14 protein-coding genes and 1 tRNA gene are annotated in these 20,394 nt (G+C 62.2%); 2 read left to right on the forward strand and 13 right to left on the reverse strand.

Annotated features, from left to right (window positions below):
• Positions 1 to 200: 200 nt before the first annotated feature.
• The gene (locus tag DWV48_RS04770) at positions 201 to 1,214 is read right to left on the reverse strand and encodes a hypothetical protein (RefSeq protein ID WP_118653697.1); all 1,014 of its coding nucleotides are present in this window, start codon (positions 1,212 to 1,214) and stop codon (positions 201 to 203) included.
• 455 nt (positions 1,215 to 1,669) lie between these two features.
• Here DWV48_RS04770 and DWV48_RS04775 point away from each other — a divergent pair.
• A tRNA-Asn gene (locus tag DWV48_RS04775) sits at positions 1,670 to 1,744 on the forward strand.
• A 171-nt stretch (positions 1,745 to 1,915) separates the two neighbouring features.
• Here the strand turns inward: DWV48_RS04775 and rpoD are convergent.
• The 12 genes from rpoD to DWV48_RS04840 form a co-directional block, all read right to left on the reverse strand.
• Positions 1,916 to 3,259, reverse strand: a complete 1,344-nt coding sequence (rpoD, locus tag DWV48_RS04780) for an RNA polymerase sigma factor RpoD (protein ID WP_118653698.1) — start codon at positions 3,257 to 3,259, stop codon at positions 1,916 to 1,918.
• 91 nt (positions 3,260 to 3,350) lie between these two features.
• Positions 3,351 to 5,405: a DNA primase gene (gene dnaG, locus DWV48_RS04785; protein WP_118653699.1), complete on the reverse strand. Its 2,055-nt coding sequence runs from the start codon at positions 5,403 to 5,405 to the stop codon at positions 3,351 to 3,353.
• On the reverse strand, positions 5,402 to 6,487 hold the full coding sequence (locus DWV48_RS04790) for a riboflavin kinase (RefSeq protein ID WP_233546152.1): 1,086 nt from the start codon (positions 6,485 to 6,487) through the stop codon (positions 5,402 to 5,404). The genes dnaG and DWV48_RS04790 overlap by 4 nt, the downstream gene beginning before the upstream one ends.
• Positions 6,484 to 7,434 carry a tRNA pseudouridine(55) synthase TruB gene (gene truB, locus DWV48_RS04795; RefSeq protein WP_118653700.1) on the reverse strand — a complete coding sequence of 317 codons (951 nt, stop codon included), beginning with the start codon at positions 7,432 to 7,434 and terminating at the stop codon, positions 6,484 to 6,486. The genes DWV48_RS04790 and truB overlap by 4 nt, the downstream gene beginning before the upstream one ends.
• Positions 7,435 to 7,528: 94 nt before the next feature.
• Positions 7,529 to 8,497 (reverse strand): bifunctional oligoribonuclease/PAP phosphatase NrnA, encoded by a 969-nt coding sequence (locus tag DWV48_RS04800; protein ID WP_118653753.1) that lies wholly within the window; start codon positions 8,495 to 8,497, stop codon positions 7,529 to 7,531.
• Positions 8,498 to 8,534: 37 nt separating this feature from the next.
• A complete protein-coding gene (rbfA, locus tag DWV48_RS04805) occupies positions 8,535 to 8,951 on the reverse strand; it encodes a 30S ribosome-binding factor RbfA (RefSeq protein ID WP_118653701.1) in 417 nt (138 codons plus the stop codon).
• Between the two features lie 343 nt (positions 8,952 to 9,294).
• The gene (infB, locus tag DWV48_RS04810; RefSeq protein ID WP_118653702.1) at positions 9,295 to 11,991 is read right to left on the reverse strand and encodes a translation initiation factor IF-2; all 2,697 of its coding nucleotides are present in this window, start codon (positions 11,989 to 11,991) and stop codon (positions 9,295 to 9,297) included.
• Between the two features lie 79 nt (positions 11,992 to 12,070).
• Positions 12,071 to 13,354, reverse strand: coding sequence for a transcription termination factor NusA (gene nusA, locus DWV48_RS04815; protein ID WP_118653703.1), 1,284 nt, complete (start codon positions 13,352 to 13,354; stop codon positions 12,071 to 12,073).
• Between the two features lies 1 nt (position 13,355).
• Positions 13,356 to 13,850 (reverse strand): ribosome maturation factor RimP, encoded by a 495-nt coding sequence (rimP, locus tag DWV48_RS04820; protein WP_118653704.1) that lies wholly within the window; start codon positions 13,848 to 13,850, stop codon positions 13,356 to 13,358.
• Positions 13,851 to 14,078: 228 nt separating this feature from the next.
• Positions 14,079 to 14,876: a hypothetical protein gene (locus DWV48_RS04825; protein WP_118653705.1), complete on the reverse strand. Its 798-nt coding sequence runs from the start codon at positions 14,874 to 14,876 to the stop codon at positions 14,079 to 14,081.
• A 542-nt stretch (positions 14,877 to 15,418) separates the two neighbouring features.
• Entirely contained in the window at positions 15,419 to 18,007 is a 2,589-nt protein-coding gene (leuS, locus tag DWV48_RS04835) for a leucine--tRNA ligase (protein WP_118653707.1), read from the reverse strand.
• A gap of 183 nt (positions 18,008 to 18,190) precedes the next feature.
• Positions 18,191 to 19,702 (reverse strand): IMP dehydrogenase, encoded by a 1,512-nt coding sequence (locus tag DWV48_RS04840; protein ID WP_118653708.1) that lies wholly within the window; start codon positions 19,700 to 19,702, stop codon positions 18,191 to 18,193.
• A 226-nt stretch (positions 19,703 to 19,928) separates the two neighbouring features.
• Between DWV48_RS04840 and DWV48_RS04845 the strand changes: the two genes are divergently transcribed.
• Positions 19,929 to 20,264, forward strand: a complete 336-nt coding sequence (locus DWV48_RS04845; RefSeq protein WP_118653709.1) for a winged helix-turn-helix domain-containing protein — start codon at positions 19,929 to 19,931, stop codon at positions 20,262 to 20,264.
• Positions 20,265 to 20,394 lie beyond the last annotated feature (130 nt).

Genomic DNA, 20,394 nt, shown 5'->3' on the forward strand with positions numbered 1-20,394 from the left:
CGATCCAAACCCCCAGCGCCATCGCCGTGAAAACGGGGTCGCGGCTCATCGAGGCGCTCTCTCCCATCGCCGGATAACCTGCCCAGAGCAGTATGCCCCAGGCAACCCACAACACCGTTGGAATATGTACGTTCTGCCTTTGCATCATGCTCCGAATTGTAACCATCACTTCCGCGACAAACATGCACCGTCGAGGCTACTCACTTGCCTTCCTGTAGGTCAAGACGCCAAGAAACAGCCTTAGAGGAATAATGCAGATCCCCGGCGTCCCCTTCGGACTCAAAGGTGTCGCCAATGCGGGCGACAAACTCACCCTTGCCCGCACGCACCTCCTCGACTTCGCGCTTTGGCACCCAAAATGCCACCTGAACGTCTTGTGACGCACCGGGGTCCAACGAGAACGAGCTCGACGTCCACACACCATCGCCTTCGGCATGCTCATCGCGAACCTCGTGGTCGCAGCTAGACCACGCGAGGAAATAACCCTCCTGGGCATAGTCCCCAATGGAACTTGACTCATTGTACAAGCCAAGATAAGCAGCATAGAACTCATCGAGGTCTGCCGTCTGCGGCGTGGCATCAACGTTTTCGAACGTCATGTCAACCACAACCAGCTGGTACGGCTCACGGCCAAAGCCAATCGCCTCTGCCTTGTCCTGCCAATCGGAGGAGTTGGCATCGAAGTTGAGGGCATTTTGGGCTATGCCGGCACTGGCGTAATCCTCATATGCAGTTGCGCCGTTGCACGTCACACGCATGGTACCCGTCCACCCAAACGTCACCTTGGCCTCGCTTGCAGCCCATTCCTCATTGTTGAGCGTGACAGGCTTGCCGACGGGAAACTCGACGCGACGCGATGTGTACGCGCGATCAACGAGCACGTTCTGAGCAGGACGCCCAATCCATGGCTCGCTTTCCGGCGTGAGTTCCGGATACTCACCGCTCTCCGCACGCTCCTTGGCCGACGTTGACAAAACCCCGCCTTCCTTTTGAGCGCGATCAGTGGCAGCCGTGGAGCTCTCCTGGCTGGGGATCGACGCCTTAAGCGTATCTGCCGCGGCAGGGAGCACACGGGCAACCACAGGCGCTCCAATGAGCATCGAGCCAACCGCAAGTGCGGCTATGGCGACCCCACCAACGGCCTCGGAGCGTGTAAGCTTTCCGAGCGGACGCGCCTCGTCTGACTCCCGCCGATTGCGATGCAACCCAAACATGTCTACCTCCATATGAGACGAACACACCCAAGCAACTACAGCTTGGCGAACGCTCATCTTCGAGCGTCGAGGAAATCATCACCCGTTGGTAGGGCGGCTGTCTGTAATCAACGGATATGAATCAACCGATGACATGCCCTACCTTACGTTTGTCGCCAATAAAGATAAAGGTAACGTGTCGCTGAAATCGCGCGGAATATCGACCTTTCGACAGATTCAGGCCCTTCTCCCTGTGAACAGCGCGGCAGAATGCACAAATGTGTAGCGCACGGATCAAAACCCTACAGCTATTCTTCGATGCGCAGGCACAGACATCAGCAAGGCCATCCACGGTTCCTGACCATGACCCATCCACGGCTCAAAAACTTTTTTAAAATTGGGGCTTGCGTCACGCGGGACGTTCCGTATAATTAACTTCGTTGCTCAGGAGCACAGCACGTGAGCAGCTTGACAATTCCTCGATAGCTCAATGGTAGAGCCCGCGGCTGTTAACCGCGTTGTTGTAGGTTCGAGTCCTACTCGAGGAGCCAGAATTTTCAGACCCGCGTTCTCGCGGGTCTTTTTGTATACAGATGAGCCACCGCAATCCCTCCCCTGCGATCACGGGAGTCGGGGCCCTCGCCCGCCAGGACAAGTACGAAAAGCGCCCCTTGGAGCACAGGGCTCGCAAGGGGCGCAAAAGAGCATACGCTCATATTGACTTAGCAGTTCTCGAGGTAATCCTTGAGCTTGCTGGAGCGGCTGGGATGACGCAGCTTGGCCAGGGTCTTGGACTCGATCTGACGGATGCGCTCGCGCGTGACGCCGAACTCGCGTCCAACCTCCTCAAGCGTGCGCGGATGACCGTCGACAAGCCCGAAGCGCAGCTCAATAACCTTGCGCTCGCGTTCGGCCAAGCCGTCGAGCACCTGCGTGAGCTGCTCTTGCAGCATAGAGAAGCTCGCGGCATCGGCGGGAACGACCGCTTGGGCATCCTCGATGAAGTCACCCAGCTGGGAGTCCTCTTCCTCGCCGATGGGCGTCTCAAGCGACACGGGCTCCTGAGAGATCTTCTGGATCTCGCGCACACGGTCGGCGCTCATGTCCATCTCGGCGCCGATCTCCTCGGGGGTCGGGTCGCGACCGAGGTCCTGAAGCAGTTGACGCTGCACGCGGACGAGCTTGTTGATGGTCTCGACCATATGGACCGGAATGCGAATGGTGCGGGCCTGGTCGGCGATGGCACGCGTGATGGCCTGGCGAATCCACCACGTGGCGTACGTGGAGAACTTGAAGCCCTTCTCGTAGTCGAACTTCTCGACCGCGCGAATCAAACCGAGGTTGCCCTCCTGGATGAGGTCGAGGAAGAGCATGCCGCGACCCACGTAGCGCTTGGCGATGGACACAACCAGGCGGAGATTCGCGGAGATGAGCGCTTGCTTGGCGTCCAAACCCACCTGCTCGACACGCATGAGGCGGCGCATCTCGGCACGGGTGAGCTCGAGCTCGCCAGCCTCCTGCTTTTCGAGCTTGTCGGCAGCGTCCAGGCCGGCCTCGATCTTCATGGCCAGGTCGACCTCTTCGGCGGCCGTCAACAGATCGACCTTGCCGATCTCCTTAAGGTACATGCGAACCGGGTCACCCGTCAGCATGACCGTTGAGGCGTCGATGCCGCGAGCGCGCGAACGGCTGCGCGTGGTGCGCACGGTACGAGCCTTCTTCTTCGATTTAGTCGAGGCCATCTCGGCATCCGCGCGCTTGGCCATTTTAAGGTCATGGTCCTCGTCGCTCTCGTCCCCGTCGAGATCCTCGTCCCTCATAACGTCGTGGTCGTCATCGTCCACAACCAGCTCGGACTCATCGTCTTCGGTGGCAGAGACGATCTCGACGCCGCGATCGCGGAGGAATTGGTAGATAGAGCTCAGCTGTGCATCAGTTACATCGACATCCTTGAGGGCAACCTGAATCTCGTCCTCAGTGACGGAACCGGACTTCGAGCCGAGATTGAGCAGCTTTTCGATGGTCGCGTCCAGCGCGGATTCAGTGCTTTGAGTCTTTCTTGGCACAGATGCTCCCTTCTTAGCACATAGGATTCATTACTTTACCACGGTTCTATACCCAATTGTGCCAGAAGATTGCGCTTTTCTGACAATCTCGTTATTGCCGGAAGGGGTCGGCTATCCCCTCAACGGCCCGCTCGAGCTCTCGAATGCGCGCGGCATCCCGTGTTGCCTGGATGGCGAGCTCCCTGCGCTCATCGCTCGAAAGCGAGCTGTTGGACCGCAGGCGCGACTGCGCGGCCTTCATGCGACGACGTGCCGTGTACAGTTCGAGCGTGTCGAGCAGGAAGGCGATGTTTGTCTCTGTAGGATGCCTGCTCGTCGCCGAGATCATACCGGCCGACACGAGCTGCGCCGCCTCGGGGCACACCGCGCGTGCGGCCGACATGACCTCAGCGGCACCCGTGCCCTCGGGCGTTGCGAGAACAGACCAGGCTATCGTCTCGTTGCGGGAATCGACCCATTCAACCTCGGTGATGCGTTCCGCAAACGGCCTGAACGCGTCGGGGTAGGTGGTGAGCATGGTCAGCAGCTCACGCTCGCAGGCGAGCTGACGGCGCTCGAGGTCGGTGAGCATGGATAGCGCCGCGTCCTCGTTGCGCGCGGGTGGTTCCGCACCAACGACATCGGGAGCATCCGGAACGTAATCGTACGGTGCGTCTTCATAGTACGGCTCATCATATGGCGGATAGTCGACGGCGGAGGTGGCTCCAGGGGCGGCAGGCGCACTCCCGACGGACGCAATCGTCTCACTCCCGCGCGCGCGAGGCGCTCCCCCGCCCTCGGCACCGATACGTTCACGCTCCGCATGCGCGCGCTCGCGTTGCTGCTCGCGACGGCGATTGGCCTCCTCGCGCTGCTGAACCTCGCGAAACACCTTGCCGGCGTTCGAGCGGATCATTTCAACGTCGAGTCCCAGGCGGTCGGCGATCTGCATGTAATAACCGTCGATCATGTAACTCGCACGCAGCGGGTAGATGAGCTCGAGCGCGGAGCGCATGGCCCTGGCGCGACCACCCGGTGTGGAGATATCGCTCTCCTCCTCGAGCTTTCCAAAGACGAAGTCCATGAGCGGGATGGACTGATCGAGGAGCGCCCGCAGGGCCTCGCCGCCGTTTGCGCGTACGAAGTCATCGGGATCCTGACCATCGGGCAGGATGACGCAACGCAGGTCGATGTCGTCCTTCTCGATGAACTGGATCGCGCGGCGAGCCGCCTTTTGCCCGGCGGCGTCGCCGTCGAACATATAGATGATCTTCTTGGTGAAGCGCGTAAGCGTCTTGACGTGCGATTCGGTGAGCGCAGTCCCCAGCACGGCCACGATGTTCTCGATACCCGCTTTCCAACAGCTCATCGCACTGATATAGCCTTCGACCACAATGACCTCGTTCGCGTTCACGATGTGATCTTTGGCCCAGTTGAACCCATAGAGGTTCTTGCCTTTGTGGAAGATGGGCGTCTCGGACGTGTTGAGATATTTGGCGTTCGTCTTCTCCTTATCGAGCGCGCGACCGCCGAACGCGATGCACCGACCCTGCTCGTCGTAGATAGGAAAGATCACGCGGTCGAAGAAGCGGTCGACAAGCCCGCCGCTGCGACTGCGGAACGCCACATTGGCATCGATCATCTCCTGCGGCGTAAACCCCTTGGACCCCAAATAGCGCACGAGTGCGCCATGGCCGGGCGCAAACCCCAGGTGGTACGTGCGACAGGTGGCGGCATCGAGGTCACGTCCCTTGCAGTATGCGCGACCGCGGTCGTCTTTACCCCGCATGAGCAGAGTATGGTAGAACTCGGCGGTCGCCTCGCAGACCTCGATAAGGCGATTGCGCTTGGTGCCGGAACGCTTGAAGGTGCGTTCCTCCTCGAGCTCGATGCCCGCGCGATCCGCTAGATATCGAATGGACTCGGGAAAACTCAGGTTCTCACGCTTCATGACGTACGTGAACGCGTCGCCGCCCTCACCGCAGCCAAAGCAATGCCACACCTGCGTGGAGGGGATCACGTGGAAGGAAGGCGTCTTCTCGCCGTGGAACGGACAGCAACCCCAGAGGTCGGTGTTGCCGCGCGGCTTGAGCTCGACGGTCTCTTGGATGAGCGCGACGAGATCGGTCGCGTCACGTACCTTGTTCTTGTCGTCCTCAGAAATCATGCGATCCTCACCGGCGTCGTACCATAATCTGCCGCAATCTGTGCGATATCCCCCTCGACCGCCCGGATAAGCGCGTCAATGGACTCGAATGAATGCGAGGGACGCATCATGCGATCGAACGCGATGGAGACCTCCCGGCCGTACAGGTCACCGTGATAGCCAATTAGATTGGCCTCGAGGCGGGCGGACGCGACGGAGTCGGCAAACATCGGGGGCACGCCGGCGTTGATCGCGGCGGGCCAGACCTCGCCTCCAACACGCGCGAATCCCGCGTAGACGCCATCGGCGGGCATCTGTATGTCCGCTTGGACCTCGATATTGGCAGTGGGAAATCCCATTCCCGCGCCCTCTCCGCGCCCCGGCGCAACAACACCGTGCACGTAGAACCGTCGTCCGAGCTCACCGGCGGCGGCCACGACGTCACCCGCGGCGATCAGGCGCCGGATGCGCGTGGCCGTGATGGGTGCGTCGCCATCGATAAGCAGCTCGTGACCCGTAACCTCAACACCGCGATTCGCACCCCAGGCACGAATGACATCGACGGTCGAGGCGCCACGTGCGCCAAGGCGAAAATCGACGCCAACGTGTATCGCGCGGATGTCCACATACGGAGCGAGGACCTGCTCAAAAAAGGCCACATGATCGAGGGCGGCAAGCTCGCGCGTGAACGGAACGACCACCACACCCGTGCCCGACGCCCTAAGGGTTTTGATGCGATCGGCGATACTCAGGAGCTTGAGTGCGGGACGCTTACCCACCACCTCATCCGGATCGGGGTCGAACGTGACGGCAATGGCAGCAACCCCACGCTCAGCTGCATCACGACGCGCGCGGGAAAGCAGGCCGAGATGACCCCGGTGGACACCGTCGAACGCCCCGATGGCAACGACGCACGGCACGGGCGTCGCTGGCGAAGCATCGTCACCCACACGTATAACGGTTGTATGGCTACCGCTCACGTCGGCATCAGAGGCAAGGGGGGCGACGAGAAAGTCGCGCGCGAGCTCTGCACGCGCGGGCATGTGCGCCCCGGGCATGTGCGCGCCCGTATGCGATGAAGCCGCGTCCTGTACGCGCGTCATTGCGCAACACCTTCGATACCCTGGGGAAAGACCGTCTCCATGCGTAGGCTATCGCCCTCTGAGCTCGCGATGGCGCGCAGTTGGCCGCCGTGTGTGAGCGCGCACGGAGTGTCGATGGGAACATCGGCCGGGCGCCCAAGAGAGCCTCCCGCAAAGTGGTTCGGTATCGCGCGACCATTCAGAACGGCAGCAAGCTCGGCATCGCTGAGCGTACGCACGGGCATGCCGAGCACGACGGCGGGATCGAGCGCGGCGGCGCGAGCACCTTCGCACGACAGGTCCTCGATGCGCAGGCACATGCCAGCCGTAACGGGACCCGAGGCGGTACGGCGCAAGTCGGAAATGTGGGCGGCGTTGCCCGCAGCGCGGCCGATGTCGCGCGCAAGGGAGCGGATGTACGTCCCCTTGCTCACATCAAACGAAGCTGTCCAAACAACATGGCCGTCGACCTCGTCTATCGCCACGAGGTCGGCAGCATACACCTCGATGGTGCGCGCTGGGAGATCGACATCCTCCCCAGCCCGGGCTCGTTTGTACGATCGCACACCGTCGATGGAAATCGCGGAGTACGCCGGCGGGACTTGCTCCTGCTCACCGAGAAAATCCTTGAGGATGCTCGAGGCGAAGAGCCGAGAACTAAGATCGTCCGTTGCGGGAGCAGTGCGCGTGACCTCTCCTTCCGCATCGTCGGTCGTGGTCTCGGCCCCAAACGTGATGCGCGCGAGGTATCGCTTGCGGTCAAGGGTGACACGCCCCAACAACCGCGTCGCCTGGCCTACGCCCACGATCATGACGCCTGAGGCAAGCGGGTCAAGGGTTCCGGCATGACCCACGCGGCGCTCGCCCAGGGCGCGACGCACCTTGGACACAACGTCGTGAGAGGTGATACCCACCGGCTTATCGACAGCGAGCAGGAGATTGAGCTCGCTCGGCTTGCGCTTCGCCATGCGATCCTCACTTTCTGGCGAATATGTTCACGTGTACGCAAGGGGCATGCGCATCTCGCGCCCATCCCCTTGGTCGTGCTTTGTGTGACGAGCCCTAAGCGAGAAGCGCCTCCAGCTTGGGGAGCACCGTCTCGGCAGCCTCGGCAACCGTTCCATGGAAGGTGAATCCCGCTGCCGCGGCGTGCCCCCCGCCGCCGAGTTCGACGGCGATTCCGGAGATGTCGAGCTTGCCCTTCGAACGAAGGTTGCCGCGCACCACACCCGGCTCGCTCTCGCGCAAAAACAGGCAGAGCTCAGATCCATCAACCTGACGCACGATATCGACCAGGCCGTCGCATTCCGCCGGCTTGACACCGCATTCGACAAGATCGCTGGCAAACGCGTAGCTGTAGGCAACGCGACCGCACGCGTGCGTCTCGATACGGCTCATCACGATCGACTCGAGATGCAGATACTCAATGCGCTGGCTCTGGTACACCTCGAGGGCGATCCGTGCCGGCTGGGCACCGGCGTCGACCAGACGAGAGGCGCAGGCAAACGCCGAGGGATTGGCGTTTTGATACTGAAAGCGCCCGGTGTCGGTCATCAAGCCCGTCAAGAGACACGACGCGATGTCAGGCGTGCAGGGCCACCCCGCAGCATCGAGGAGCTCGTACACAAGGACTGCGGTCGCGGCAGCCGACGTCACGCGCACCGTGACGTCGCCGAACTCTTCGCGCGAGGGATGATGGTCGATCACCACGCGACCGCGAGCCTGCTTAGCCACCGCAGCGGAATCCTCAAGACGCTCGAGAGTGGGAACGTCGACCGAGATGAACAGGTCGTACGCCTCCGCATGCCGAACAGCGGGCTCCAGCTCCCCGGCAAGGGGCAGAAAGCGGTATATGCGCGGGATGGAGCCATCGTCGGCAAGCAGAAAGTCGACGCGCTTGTCGGGAAACTGCGCCCTGATCGAAGCGCCGAGCCCGAGAACCGAGCCGAGGGCGTCACCATCGGGATTCGTGTGCCCCGAGATCGCGATGGTGCGGGCGCCCTCGACGAAATCTATGACACCCGCCCACATATCGGGCGTCGTGCTTCGACCGGAACAAGGCGACGTGCTATTGCTCATCACTCATATCTTTCTCAACATCGGCATCCTCGATGGGATAGCCGAATTCGTCCTTCTCGACGGCGAGGGTCGCGGGGATGTTCTCGAGGGCACGGCTAATCGCCTCCGCCTCGTCGGTGGAGCGGTCGATCTTGAATTGGAGCTCGGGAGTCACACGCCAGTCGAGCGAACGTGCAAGAAGGCTGCGAATTCTGCCCTTGGCCGCGTTAAGGACGTCCAGCACCTCCTCATAGCGATCGCCTTCGCAGCTCACGAACACGCGCGCGAATGAACGGTCCTGGGAGACCTCGACACCCGTGAGCGTCACGAGCTCGAGACGAGGATCGGAGATCTCGAACAAAAGGATATATCCGAGCTTCTCACGCAGCTGCTCACCCAAGCGGCGGGTCATAGGCGTCTGCTTCATACAACACCAGCTCCCCAAAAGGTCTGTGTAGGCTACGAAAGGACAACGCACGCACGCGCACGTTGCCCTCTCATATACCCACGAAGGTTCTTCTCGTTACACACCCTACTCGCTCGTCCTGACAAACCAGATCGTACAAGCAAAGTGCCTCAAGGCTTTTCCAGGTGCCCCAGATTCGGGCGAGCGCAAGAGCGTCCATCAAAAACGGGATCACCGAGCAAGGCCACCCGGCCTGGGTTTCTCAGATGCCCCAGATTGCCCTGAAAGAGGAGGGCGCACGCCTTGCGTGCGGCGCCCGACGATTGAAGGGCAAGGTGGGGTGCCTGAGGAAGCCAGTCGCAGGCTACTCTGTCCTCGCGACCTCGACGATCTTGTAGGCCTCGAGAATGTCGCCGACCTTGATGTCCTGGAACTTCTCGATGCCAAGACCGCACTCGTAGCCCCTCTTGACCACATTGACGTCATCCTTGAAGCGGCGCATGGAGCCGAAGGAGCCGTCGAATACCACGACGCCGTCGCGCACGACGCGCACCTTGTCGTCGCGGCTGATCTCGCCCTCGGTGACCATGCAGCCGGCGATGAGACCCGCCTTGGGCACGCGGAACGTTTCGCGAACCTCAGCGGCACCGGTCTGGACCTCTTCCTCCGTGGGCGCAAGCATACCGATGCGGGCAGCGTCGATATCCTCAATAGCCTTGTAGATGATGGAGTAGGTCTTGATCTGGATGTTCTCCTTCTCGGCCGCGTCGCGCGCCTTGGGCTGCGGACGCACGCCAAAGCCGATGATGATGGCGTTCGAGGCAGCGGCGAGCGTGACGTCGGTCTCGGAGATCGCGCCAACGGCGGAGTGGATGATGTTGATACGGACCTCGGACTGATCCATCTTGCCGATGGAGTCCGCGAGCGCCTCGATGGTACCCTGGGCATCCGCCTTGACCACCAGGTTGAGCTCCTTGAGCTCGTTTTGGCTCATCTCGTCGAACAGGGTCTCGAGCGTGACGTGCTTGACCTTGTTCTGCTCCTCGATGCGGGCCTTGAGCGAGCGCTGCTCGGCGAGGTCGCGGGCATCGCGGGCATCCTCAAATACACGGAACTCGTCGCCTGCGGCAGGCACGGAGTTGAGGCCGAGGATCTCGACGGCGTCGGAGGGGCATGCGGCATCCTTGTGCTCGCCATGCTGGTCGAGCATGGCGCGGACGGAACCGTAGCTCATGCCGGCGACGATGGTGTCGCCCACGTGCAGGGTGCCGCGCGTGACGAGCAGGGTCGCGACCGGGCCGCGACCGCGGTCGAGCTTGGCCTCGATGACGGTACCGGATGCGAAGGTGTCGGGATTGGCCTTGAGTTCGAGGACGTCCGCCTGCAGCAGGATGGTCTCAAGCAGCTCGTCGATGCCTTGGCCCTTCTTGGCCGAGACGTTGACGAACATGTTCTGACCGCCCCACTCCTCGGGGATGATGCCATACTCGGTGAGCATCTGGCGGACCTTGTCGGGGTTGGCCTCGGGCTTATCGCACTTGTTCACCGCGACGATGATCGGCACGCCAGCCGCCTTGGAGTGGTTGATGGCCTCGATGGTCTGAGGCATGACGCCGTCATCGGCGGCGACCACGAGCACGACCACGTCGGTGATCTTGGCACCGCGGGCGCGCATGGCGGTAAAGGCCTCATGGCCAGGGGTGTCGACGAACGTGATCTGACGACCGTTGATCGTAACCTCGGAGGCACCGATGTGCTGGGTGATGCCGCCGGCCTCGCCGCTCCACACGTTGGTGTGGCGGATGGCATCGAGCAGGCTCGTCTTGCCGTGGTCGACGTGTCCCATGACGGTGACCACGGGCGGACGCGGCTTGAGGTCCTTGGGATCGTCATAGAAGCTGAAGGAGTTCTCCTCCTCGGCCGTAACGATACGCACCTGGCGACCCAGGTCGTCGGCGACGAGCTCGACGAGGTCGTTGCTCATGGTCTGCGTCATGGTGAGCGGGGTGCCCAGCAGGAACAGGCGCTTGATGATGTCGTTGGCGGAGACGTCGAGGGCCTCGGCGAGCTCGGCGACGGTCACGCCCTCGGAGACCTTGACGGCGTCGAGGTCCTCGGGATTGATGCCCTGAGCCAGAGCCTCCTCGATCTTGCGCTCCTCGGCTGCGGCTGCCGCCTCGGCCTGGCGCTTCTCCTTGCGCTTCTTGCGGCGACCGGAGGACTCGCGGGAAGCCTCTTCCACGGCAGCGCGGGCGTCGGCCAGCACCTTCTCGCGGCTGTACTCCTCCGCCTCGCGAGCCATACGAGCGTAACGATCCTCGCCGTCATGGGTGTCGTGCACGGAACCCTTGCGACCCTTCTTGCCACCCTTGCCGGCTTTCTCAGGCGAGGGCGGGAAGTTGTCGGGCATATTCGCCGCGGGTGCGGAACTGCGGCGGCGGCTGCGCGTCGGAGTCTCCGACCCCTTATCGGATGAGGTGTTCGCACCACGGTTGCCACGACGGCCACCGCGCTCGTTGCGAGACTCGTTCGCGGGCTTTGCAGCCTCGGCTGCCTTCTTCTCCTTGAGCACGGCCTCCTGCTCGGCGATCTGATCGAGCAACGAACGGAAGCGCATGCCGGAATCGGAAGCGGGGACGGCGCGGCGCTTGGCCTCAAGCTCCGCCTCACGAGCAGCCTTCTCGGCCTCCTCCTTGGCACGACGCTCGGCCTCCTCCTTGGCGGCACGGACGGCCTCAGCGGCGGCCTGGGCCTCCTGGGACAGGCGGCGCTCCTCCTCGCGGCGAGCCTCGGCGGCGAGGCGCTCGGCCTCTTCCTTGGCGGCGGCTTCGCGCTCGGCGGCACGGGCGGCCTCCTCCTCGGCGCGCTTAGCGGCCTCGACCTCGGCGGCGCGCGCCTCGATCACGGGAGCGAGCTGCTTTTTGACCATGGAGACGAAGGCGTCTTCGAGGGTCGACGACGCCGACTTTGCCGGGATCTTCATCTCTTCAAGGTGGCCCATGAGTTCCTTGGACGTCATGCCGAACTCCTTGGCCAGGCTGGAAATACGGACTTTCGCCATATCTTTCACCTACCTCTCACGCACATCGACGTGCGCATCTTCAATCAAACGGACTCGGGTGCGCGGACGCGCCTGCAGACTAGATGAGGTCCTCGGCGTTCGCGATGGCATCGGAGTCGGCGCCGTCGAGGGAATCGACATCGTGCACGCCGCAGTAGCGAGAGCCGGGACGGGCCTGGTTGCGGCAACGGATGCCGTCCTCGCTCACGTGCGCGCAGCGCTCGGGCTCGAAGTCACCGGACTCCTCGTCAATCAAGTCCTCGACCACGGGCTCGGGAGCAAGCGGGACGTTCTTGAGGATGTCGGCGGCGAGGGTCTCGCTCTTGATGTCGATGTGCCAACCGGTGAGGCGCGCTGCGAGGCGGGCGTTCTGGCCCTCCTTACCAATGGCGAGCGAGAGCTGGTCGTCGGGGACGATGACGCCAGCGTAGTTCTTATCGGGATCGATGAGTACGCGGGTCACCTTTGCCGGGGAAAGCGCGTTCGCCACGTAGACGGACGGGTCCTCGTCCCACAGGATGACGTCGACGCGCTCGCCGCGCAGCTCGCCCACGACAGCGCGGACACGGCTGCCCTTGGGACCCACGCAGGCACCCACGGGGTCGAGACGGTCGTCGAGGGAGTGGACGGCGACCTTGGAGCGCTGACCAGGCTCACGAGCGATGGACTTGAGCTCGACGGTGCCCTCGTACACCTCGGGAACCTCCTGCTCGAACAGGCGACGCATGAGCTCGGCATGGGTGCGCGAGATCACGATCGGCGGGCGGGAATGCTCACCGCGCACCGGAGGCAGCGTGGAGTTGGGGTCACGGACGTCGACGATGACGGCCTTGAGGTGCTGGTTGTGCAGATAACGCTCGCCGTTGGGGCGCTCGTTGCGCTCATCCGGGTAGCGACGCTGGTCAAAGTGGGGCAGCTCGGCCTCAACGCCATCGCGAATCTTGACGATGGTGAAGTCGGGCGTGGACTGCAACACGGTGCCGTTGATGAGGTCGCCGACGCGGCCGGAGAACTCCTCGTAGATCTGCTCGCGGGCAGCGTTGCGCACGATGGCGTTGATCTCGGCCTTGGCGGTCTGGGCGGCGAGGCGGCTGACGTCCTTGGGCGTGACGTCGATCTCCTCGTACTCGGTGAAGTTGCCCTCCTCATCCATGGAGTCGTCGATGGGCTCGAGACGATACACGTAGATCTTGCCCGTGGCGCGGTCGATGGTGACCTTGGCGCCCCAGTCGAGCTTGAGGACCTTGGCATAGGTCTCGGCCAGGGCCGCCTCGAGACGGTCAAGCAGGTAGAGCTGATCGATGTGCTTTTCCTGGCACAGAAGCATAAGTGCTTCCATCATGGTCATATCGGCGTCTGCCATCTTACTTCCCTTCCTTAACGCCCTTGAAGTCGTAAACGGGCTTCAAAGTGCACTTCTTTACATCGTCATAGGAGATAGTGGCGGCGTCCTCGCCCTCGGGTTGGATGGTCACGGACGCATCGTCGGCGGCCGCGATGACGCCCTTGTACGAGCGGCGGCCCTCCATCGCGGTGGTGGTGAGCTCGACCTCCTCGCCCTGGAAGCGGACGAAGTCGCTGGGACGGCGCAAGGGGCGCTTCATGCCCGGGGAACTCACCTCAAGCGTGTAGGAGCCCGAGATGGGGTCGAGGGCCTCGACGGTATCGGAAACCCATGCAGTCTGCGCGGTGACCTCGTCGAGGTTGATGGGGTCCCCCTCGAGCTTGTCCAGGCGCACGCGGATGCAGGGGGCCTTGGTGGCACCCACGACCTCGACATCGACCACGTCGATGCCATGCAGGGGAGCCTGGGCCTCCAGGGCGTCGATGATGTCCTGCTCGAGCTTGCTCTTGACCATGCAACACCTCTCTTTCATGAAAAGGGAGCACGGGCGAACCCGCACTCCCTTCACGTAACAACTTCATTTAGGTGGACTATAACACATTCCCAGCATACGGGGCAATTTTGCACAATGGAGCAAAGCTGTTCCCGCCCGCGTCCACCACAAATTCCGCACAACACAATTGTGGCTACAGGGCATTACAGACAACTTCGTGTAATCCAAGTGCGCTCCAATCAACCGTATTCATAGACGATTGTCATCAGGCGAGACCTCGCATTGAGCTGAATTGCCCTCTTGGCTCTCCTCCTCATCTGAGCTCATGCTGCGAGAGATAAGCGCGACAGCTTTTGACCAAAGCCAAAACATGGGACCCCAAAGCAGAACCACAAGCACGACACTCGTAAGGAATGGGTTCCTGTTAAACTCCAACCCCACCGTCCCGAGCAATGAAAGAACTCCGAACTTCCATCCATGAATTGCCTTGCTTCCAATATAGGGGCCGATATCCTCGGAAAAAAGATTTCCCAGCGATGAGCCGATGAAGTTAACCAAAAGAAAAGTTGAAACACACAGCACAACGCATACGAGCACATATGCAGGACCCGTCAGCTTCCTGGAACTCATGCGACTTGAAAGATATAACCGACGGCAGGATAAGGAGGACAGGAGCCATAGGCCAACAGAGAAAAAGACTTGAAGGATGCTTGCACCGCCCGTATACCTGAAAGCACGAACCTGCGCATCACCTGCGATTCTAGCGGCATCCCGCTTCGCTTCTTGTGATGCACGCCTTTCTTGCAGCGTTGCCTCATTCCATTCGTTCGTTCCTTCTTCGATGATTCTGTGGCGATTAAATATAGGAAGGCATCTGAAATCATACACAACATCGTATTGGATTTGAGCCAATCCAATACGAGTTGCATCATACCCTCCCGAGAAAGCCCAGATTGCTATGATCGCCGCAATGACGGCGCAAACTGCGGCTGACGCGCCGCAAAGAACGCTAGCGGCGTCGATCGTGCGCTTCTGTGTGGAACTCATTCGTAGAACCTCCCGTTTGGGTACATCTCCGAATAGCACCTATGGCACGTCAAGCCCCTCTCGCTTTGAATAGAGTCGATGAAGTCGATTTCTTTCCCGCAGACAACGCAAGCAGTCTTTCCATAGAACCCCTTCATGCAATCGACGCAGAAATTGCCATTCTTTCCCTCGATTTGATGCAACTGTTCGTCTGGAAATAAGTTCCGGCACCCGTCGCAATAGTGCTTTCCAGGATGGGGATCTAGGTACATGGCGCCTCCCATTCACATTGAGCGAACTATAAGGTCTACCTGTCAAGGTAGACCTTTACCGCACTATAGTGCGGTCGCGCGATCGACCGAAAGCCCCGGTAAACTTTGGGCAGGGCGAAGCAACACAGCGTTATCTTCGGCTGTCAAAATACTTCTTCGGCGGTCCTGGCGACTGCTTTCCACCGCCTTGTGGGTAGAAAAATGTGGATCCGAAATTGTCATCCGGATCCACACCACGCTCTCTCATTCCGCAACGGAACAACGCGCTCTGCAGTTATTCCGCGGGTCGAGCTACTTTACGACCAGGTTCACAAGCTTGCCCGGCACGCAGATGGCCTTGACGACCGTCTTGCCCTCGATGTGCTTGGCCACAGCTGCCTCAGCGGCGGCTTGCATGGTGCCGGCGTCGGCGTCGGCCGGGACCATCACGCGGGCGCGCATCTTGCCGAGCACCTGGACGGCGATCTCGACCTCATCCGCGGCGGCCTCGGCGGCATCGAACTCGGGCCAGGGCGCGGTGTAGACGCTCCCCTCGCGACCGAGCGCCTCATGCCACAGCTCCTCGCAGGCGAACGGGCAGATGGGCGCCAAGACCGACACGATGTCGGTGGCGACCAGCGCGGTGAGCGCCGCGTCGCGCTCATCTGCGGGAACGGCGTTCAGGTAGGCGTTCGCCGCGTTCACGAGCTCCATCATGGCGGAAATCGCGGTGTTGAACTGGCCGCGGTCGAAGTCCTCGGTGCACTTGGCAAGGGTGCGATGGCGTTCACGGTAGAGCTCGAGAGCGGGCTTGGAAAGCGTCGACTTGTCGAGAGCAGTCGCATCGCCGGCGGTTTCGGCGAGCTGCCACACGGTGCGCCACGCGCGCTTGATGAAGCGGTTCGCACCCTCGACGGCGTTGGGGTCCCAGTCGAAGTCCTTCTCGGGCGGGGCGATGAACAGGATCGCGAGGCGCATGGTGTCGGCGCCAAAGGGCTCGATGACCGAGCTCGGCGGGACGACATTGCCCTTCGACTTGGACATGGTGTCGCCGTTCTCGTCCTTCACCATGCCCTGGCACAGCAGGTTGGTGAAGGGCTCATCGACGTCGAGCAGCCCCATGTCGCGCAGAGCCTTGGTAAAGAAGCGGCTGTAGAGCAGGTGCAGGATAGCATGCTCGATGCCACCGATGTAGTTATCGACCGGCATGAAGCGGTTGGCGGCCTCGCGGGAGAACGGGAGCTCGGTGTTATGTGGGTCGGTGTAACGCAGGTAGTACCAGCTGGAGCACGTGAAGGTGTCCATGGTGTCAGTCTCGCGGCGGGCCGGGGCTCCGCACACGGGGCAGGTGGTCACGTAAAACTCGCGGCACTCGGCGAGCGTCTCACCTGCGCCGAGGTCGAGGTTCTCGGGCAGGGTCACCGGCAGCCGGTCCTCGGGCACGGGGACGATGCCGCAGTGCTCGCAGTGGATGGCCGGAATGGGGTTGCCCCAGTAGCGCTGGCGGGAGATGAGCCAGTCGCGCAAACGGTACTGCACGGAGCGGCGTCCGGTGCCGGCAGCCTCAAGGTCGGCAACGATGGCGGCCTCGCCCTCGGAATGCTTGCCGCCCGTCATGCCGGTGTACTTACCGGACTGCACCAGGGTGCCCTCGCACGTAAGCGCCTCGTCCCAGTCGACGGAAGTCACGCGCGTGGCGCGCTCGTCCTTGAGGTCCCCGTACAGCGGGTCGTCCTCGGTGAGGATGATCGGAACGATGGGAAGGTCGTACTTCTTGGCGAACTCGAAGTCGCGCTGGTCGCCACAGGGAACAGCCATGACGGCGCCGGTGCCGTAGTCGGAGATGACGTAGTCGGCCACCCACACGGGCACCTTCGCCCCGGAGACGGGGTTGACGACGTAACGACCTGTGAACGCGCCGTGCTTCTCGAGGGTGCCCTGGGCGCGCTCGACGGCGGAGATGTGCTTGGCGCCCTCGACGACCTCGCGGACGGCTGCCTCGTACTCGGTGCCCTCGACAAGCTCCATAAGGCCCTTGTACTCGGGGGCGAGCAGGAAGAACGTGTTGCCGAACAGTGTGTCGGCGCGCGTAGTGAAGACGGTAATCTTACCCTCGTCGCCCGGGATGGGGTCACCCTCGGCATCGCACAGGGTGAAATCGACCTCGGCGCCCTCGGAGCGCCCGATCCAGTTCGCCTGCATCTGCTTGACGCGCTCGGGCCAACCGGGCAGCTTCTCGAGGTCATCGAGGAGCTCCTGGGCGTACTCGGTGATCTTGATGTACCACTGCTCGAGGTCGCGCTTCTCCACCTCCGAGTCGCAGCGCCAGCAGCGGCCCTCGGTCACTTGCTCGTTGGCGAGCACGGTCTCGCACGTGGGGCACCAGTTGACTGGGTTCTTCTTGCGATACACCAGGCCGCGCTCCCACAGCTTCTCGAAGATCCACTGGCCCCAGCGGTAGTAATCGGGGCTGCAGGTCTTCACGAGACGGTCCATGTCGTAGGAGAAGCCCATACGCTTCATGGTGGCGAGGGCCTGGTCCATGTTCTTATACGTCCAAGCCGCCGCCTGGGTGTTGTGCTTGATGGCGGCGTTCTCGGCGGGCAGGCCGAAGGCGTCGAAGCCGATGGGATGCAGCACGTCGTAGCCGCGCATACGAGCCTGACGGGCCATGGCGTCGCCGATGGTGTAGTTGCGCGCGTGCCCCATGTGCAGATCACCGGAAGGATACGGGAACATCTCGAGGATGTACTTCTTCGGCTTGGTGGAGTCGGTGTCCACGGCAAAGAGATTCCGCTCCTCCCAGGACTTCATCCACTTCTCCTCGATGGCCCGAGCGTCGTAGAACGGGATCTCCCCCGCCTGGCGCTCGGTGCCGCAATGCTCGTGGCAATCGCACATGGTTGGCTCCTATCGTTCAAGCGCAGCGGTCAATCAAGACCCGCCGCGCCGCGTCGGTAACGCTCAAGATTCTAACAGGTCTTGCAGGTGAGACCGACCTCACCCGCTCCCCTATCGCAGCGGGGCCCGCGCAGAACTTGTCCGCGCGGGCCCCGCTCGTGGTCCGTGTCGTCGATCGGCCGCTTAGTTGTAGCTCACCGTCTGCTGCGAGTCCTTGACCACGACGTCGTGGGCACCGCCCTCGACGATGGAGGTGGCGGACACGAGCGTGAGGCGAGCCTTGTCCTGCAGCTCGGGGATGGAGAGCGCGCCACAGTTGCACATAGTGGACTTGACCTTGTACAGGGTACCGTTCACGCCATCCTTGAGCGAGCCGGCGTAAGGCACGTAGGAGTCGACGCCCTCGACGAAGGACAACTTCTGGGCGCCGCCCAGATCGTAGCGCTGCCAGTTGCGGGCGCGCGCGGAGCCCTCGCCCCAGTACTCTTTCATATACTGGCCGTTGACGTTCACGCGGGAGGTCGGAGACTCGTCGAAGCGAGCAAAGTAACGGCCGAGCATGAGGAAGTCGGCACCCATGGCGAGCGCGAGGGTCATGTGGTAGTCGTAGACGATGCCGCCGTCGGAGCACACGGGCACGTAGACGCCGGTCTCCTCGAAGTACTCGTCGCGGGCGCGGCAGACGTCGATCAGCGCGGTGGCCTGGCCGCGGCCGATGCCCTTGGTCTCTCGGGTGATGCAGATGGAGCCGCCGCCGATGCCGACCTTGATGAAGTCGGCGCCGCAGTCGGCCAAAAAGCGGAAGCCGTCGGCGTCGACGACGTTGCCGGCACCGACCTTGACGGAATCGCCGTAGTTGGCGCGAATCCACTCGATGGTGCGCTTCTGCCACTCGGAGTAGCCCTCGGAGGAGTCGATGCACAGGACGTCCGCACCGGCCTCGACGAGCAGCGGCACACGCTCGGCGTAGTCGCGAGTGTTGATGCCGGCGCCGACCATGTAGCGCTTGTTGGCGTCGAGCAGCTCGTTGGGGTTGGTCTTGTGGGAATCGTAGTCCTTGCGGAACACGATGCCGACGAGATGGTCGTTGTCGTCCACGACGGGCAGGGCGTTGAGCTTCTTGTCCCAGATGAGGTCGTTCGCATCCTTGAGGGTGATGTCCTTGTCGCCCACGATGAGCTCGGCGCGGGGCGTCATGAACTCGGCGACCTTCTTGGAGTGGTCGTCGCGGCTGGGGCGATAATCGCGGCTCGTCACGATGCCGAGCAGCTTGCCGCGAGGCGTGCCGTCGTCGGTGACGGGCATGGTGGAGTGGCCCGTCTTGTCCTTGAGGGCGATGACCTGCTCCATGGTCATGTCGGGCGTGAGGGTGGAATCGGACTCGACGAAGCCCGCCTTGTGGTCCTTGACCGCTTTGACCATGGCGGCCTCGGACTCGGGGGTCTGGGAGCCGTAGATGAAGGAGATGCCGCCCTCGGTGGCAAGGGCAACGCCCATGTCAACGCCGGAAACGGACTGCATGATGGCGGAGACCATCGGGATGTTGAGAGTGATCTCGGGCTCCTCACCGCGCTTGAAGCGCGTCAGAGGGGTCTTGAGGGAAACATTATTGGGAATGCACTCCGAGGATGAGTACCCGGGGACGAGCAGATACTCAGAGAAAGTGTGGGACTCACCAGGGAAAAACGTTGCCATGTCGCTCCTTCGACTCACTGCTACCGGCGTATGCGGCGACCATCGCGCCACGCGCCTTTGGCGCCCAATATAAGTGGTGCGTATTGTATCGCAGACCCACTGCTACAATGACTGTCGTTGCAAGACTTCAAAGGGTCTGCCCATCTGGGCCCTTCGCAGGCGCGCGAGCGCCGCGTTTATCCGCGAGCCGCTGCAAACAAGCCCGCCCAACACACTTGGAGATTCCATGCCGCTGTCCGCCCATGCCCGACTCACCATCTCCGACGACGCGCGCGACCTCCCCGGCGCGTTCGGGGGCGGTTGCGCGGCGCTGCTCGAAGGGGTGGCGGAGGAGGGCTCGCTCAACCGTGCGGCGAAGCGCATGGGTATGGCCTACTCCAAGGCTTGGCGCATCGTGCGCGAGGCGGAGGGGCATCTGGGCTGCGAGCTCTTGGTGCGCGACGGCGCGCGTGGCTCTCGCCTCACGCCCGAGGGCGAACGCGCACTCCTGGCATATCGGACCCTCCAGAGCGAGATCGATGAGCTCATTTTGATGCGCATGCCCGAGCTGTTTAGGTCCTGACCGGAAATCATCAAAGCATCATCGCGAAATGTTGCAGTGAAATTGGGGGGCGCTGAGATATCACCCTTAATCCACTCATTGAAAGTGCAGGTAGGCAGCGCACCGACATTATTCGCAATCAACACGTCCC

It is taken from the genome of Collinsella sp. AF08-23 (genome assembly GCF_003479805.1).
Classification (GTDB): domain Bacteria; phylum Actinomycetota; class Coriobacteriia; order Coriobacteriales; family Coriobacteriaceae; genus Collinsella.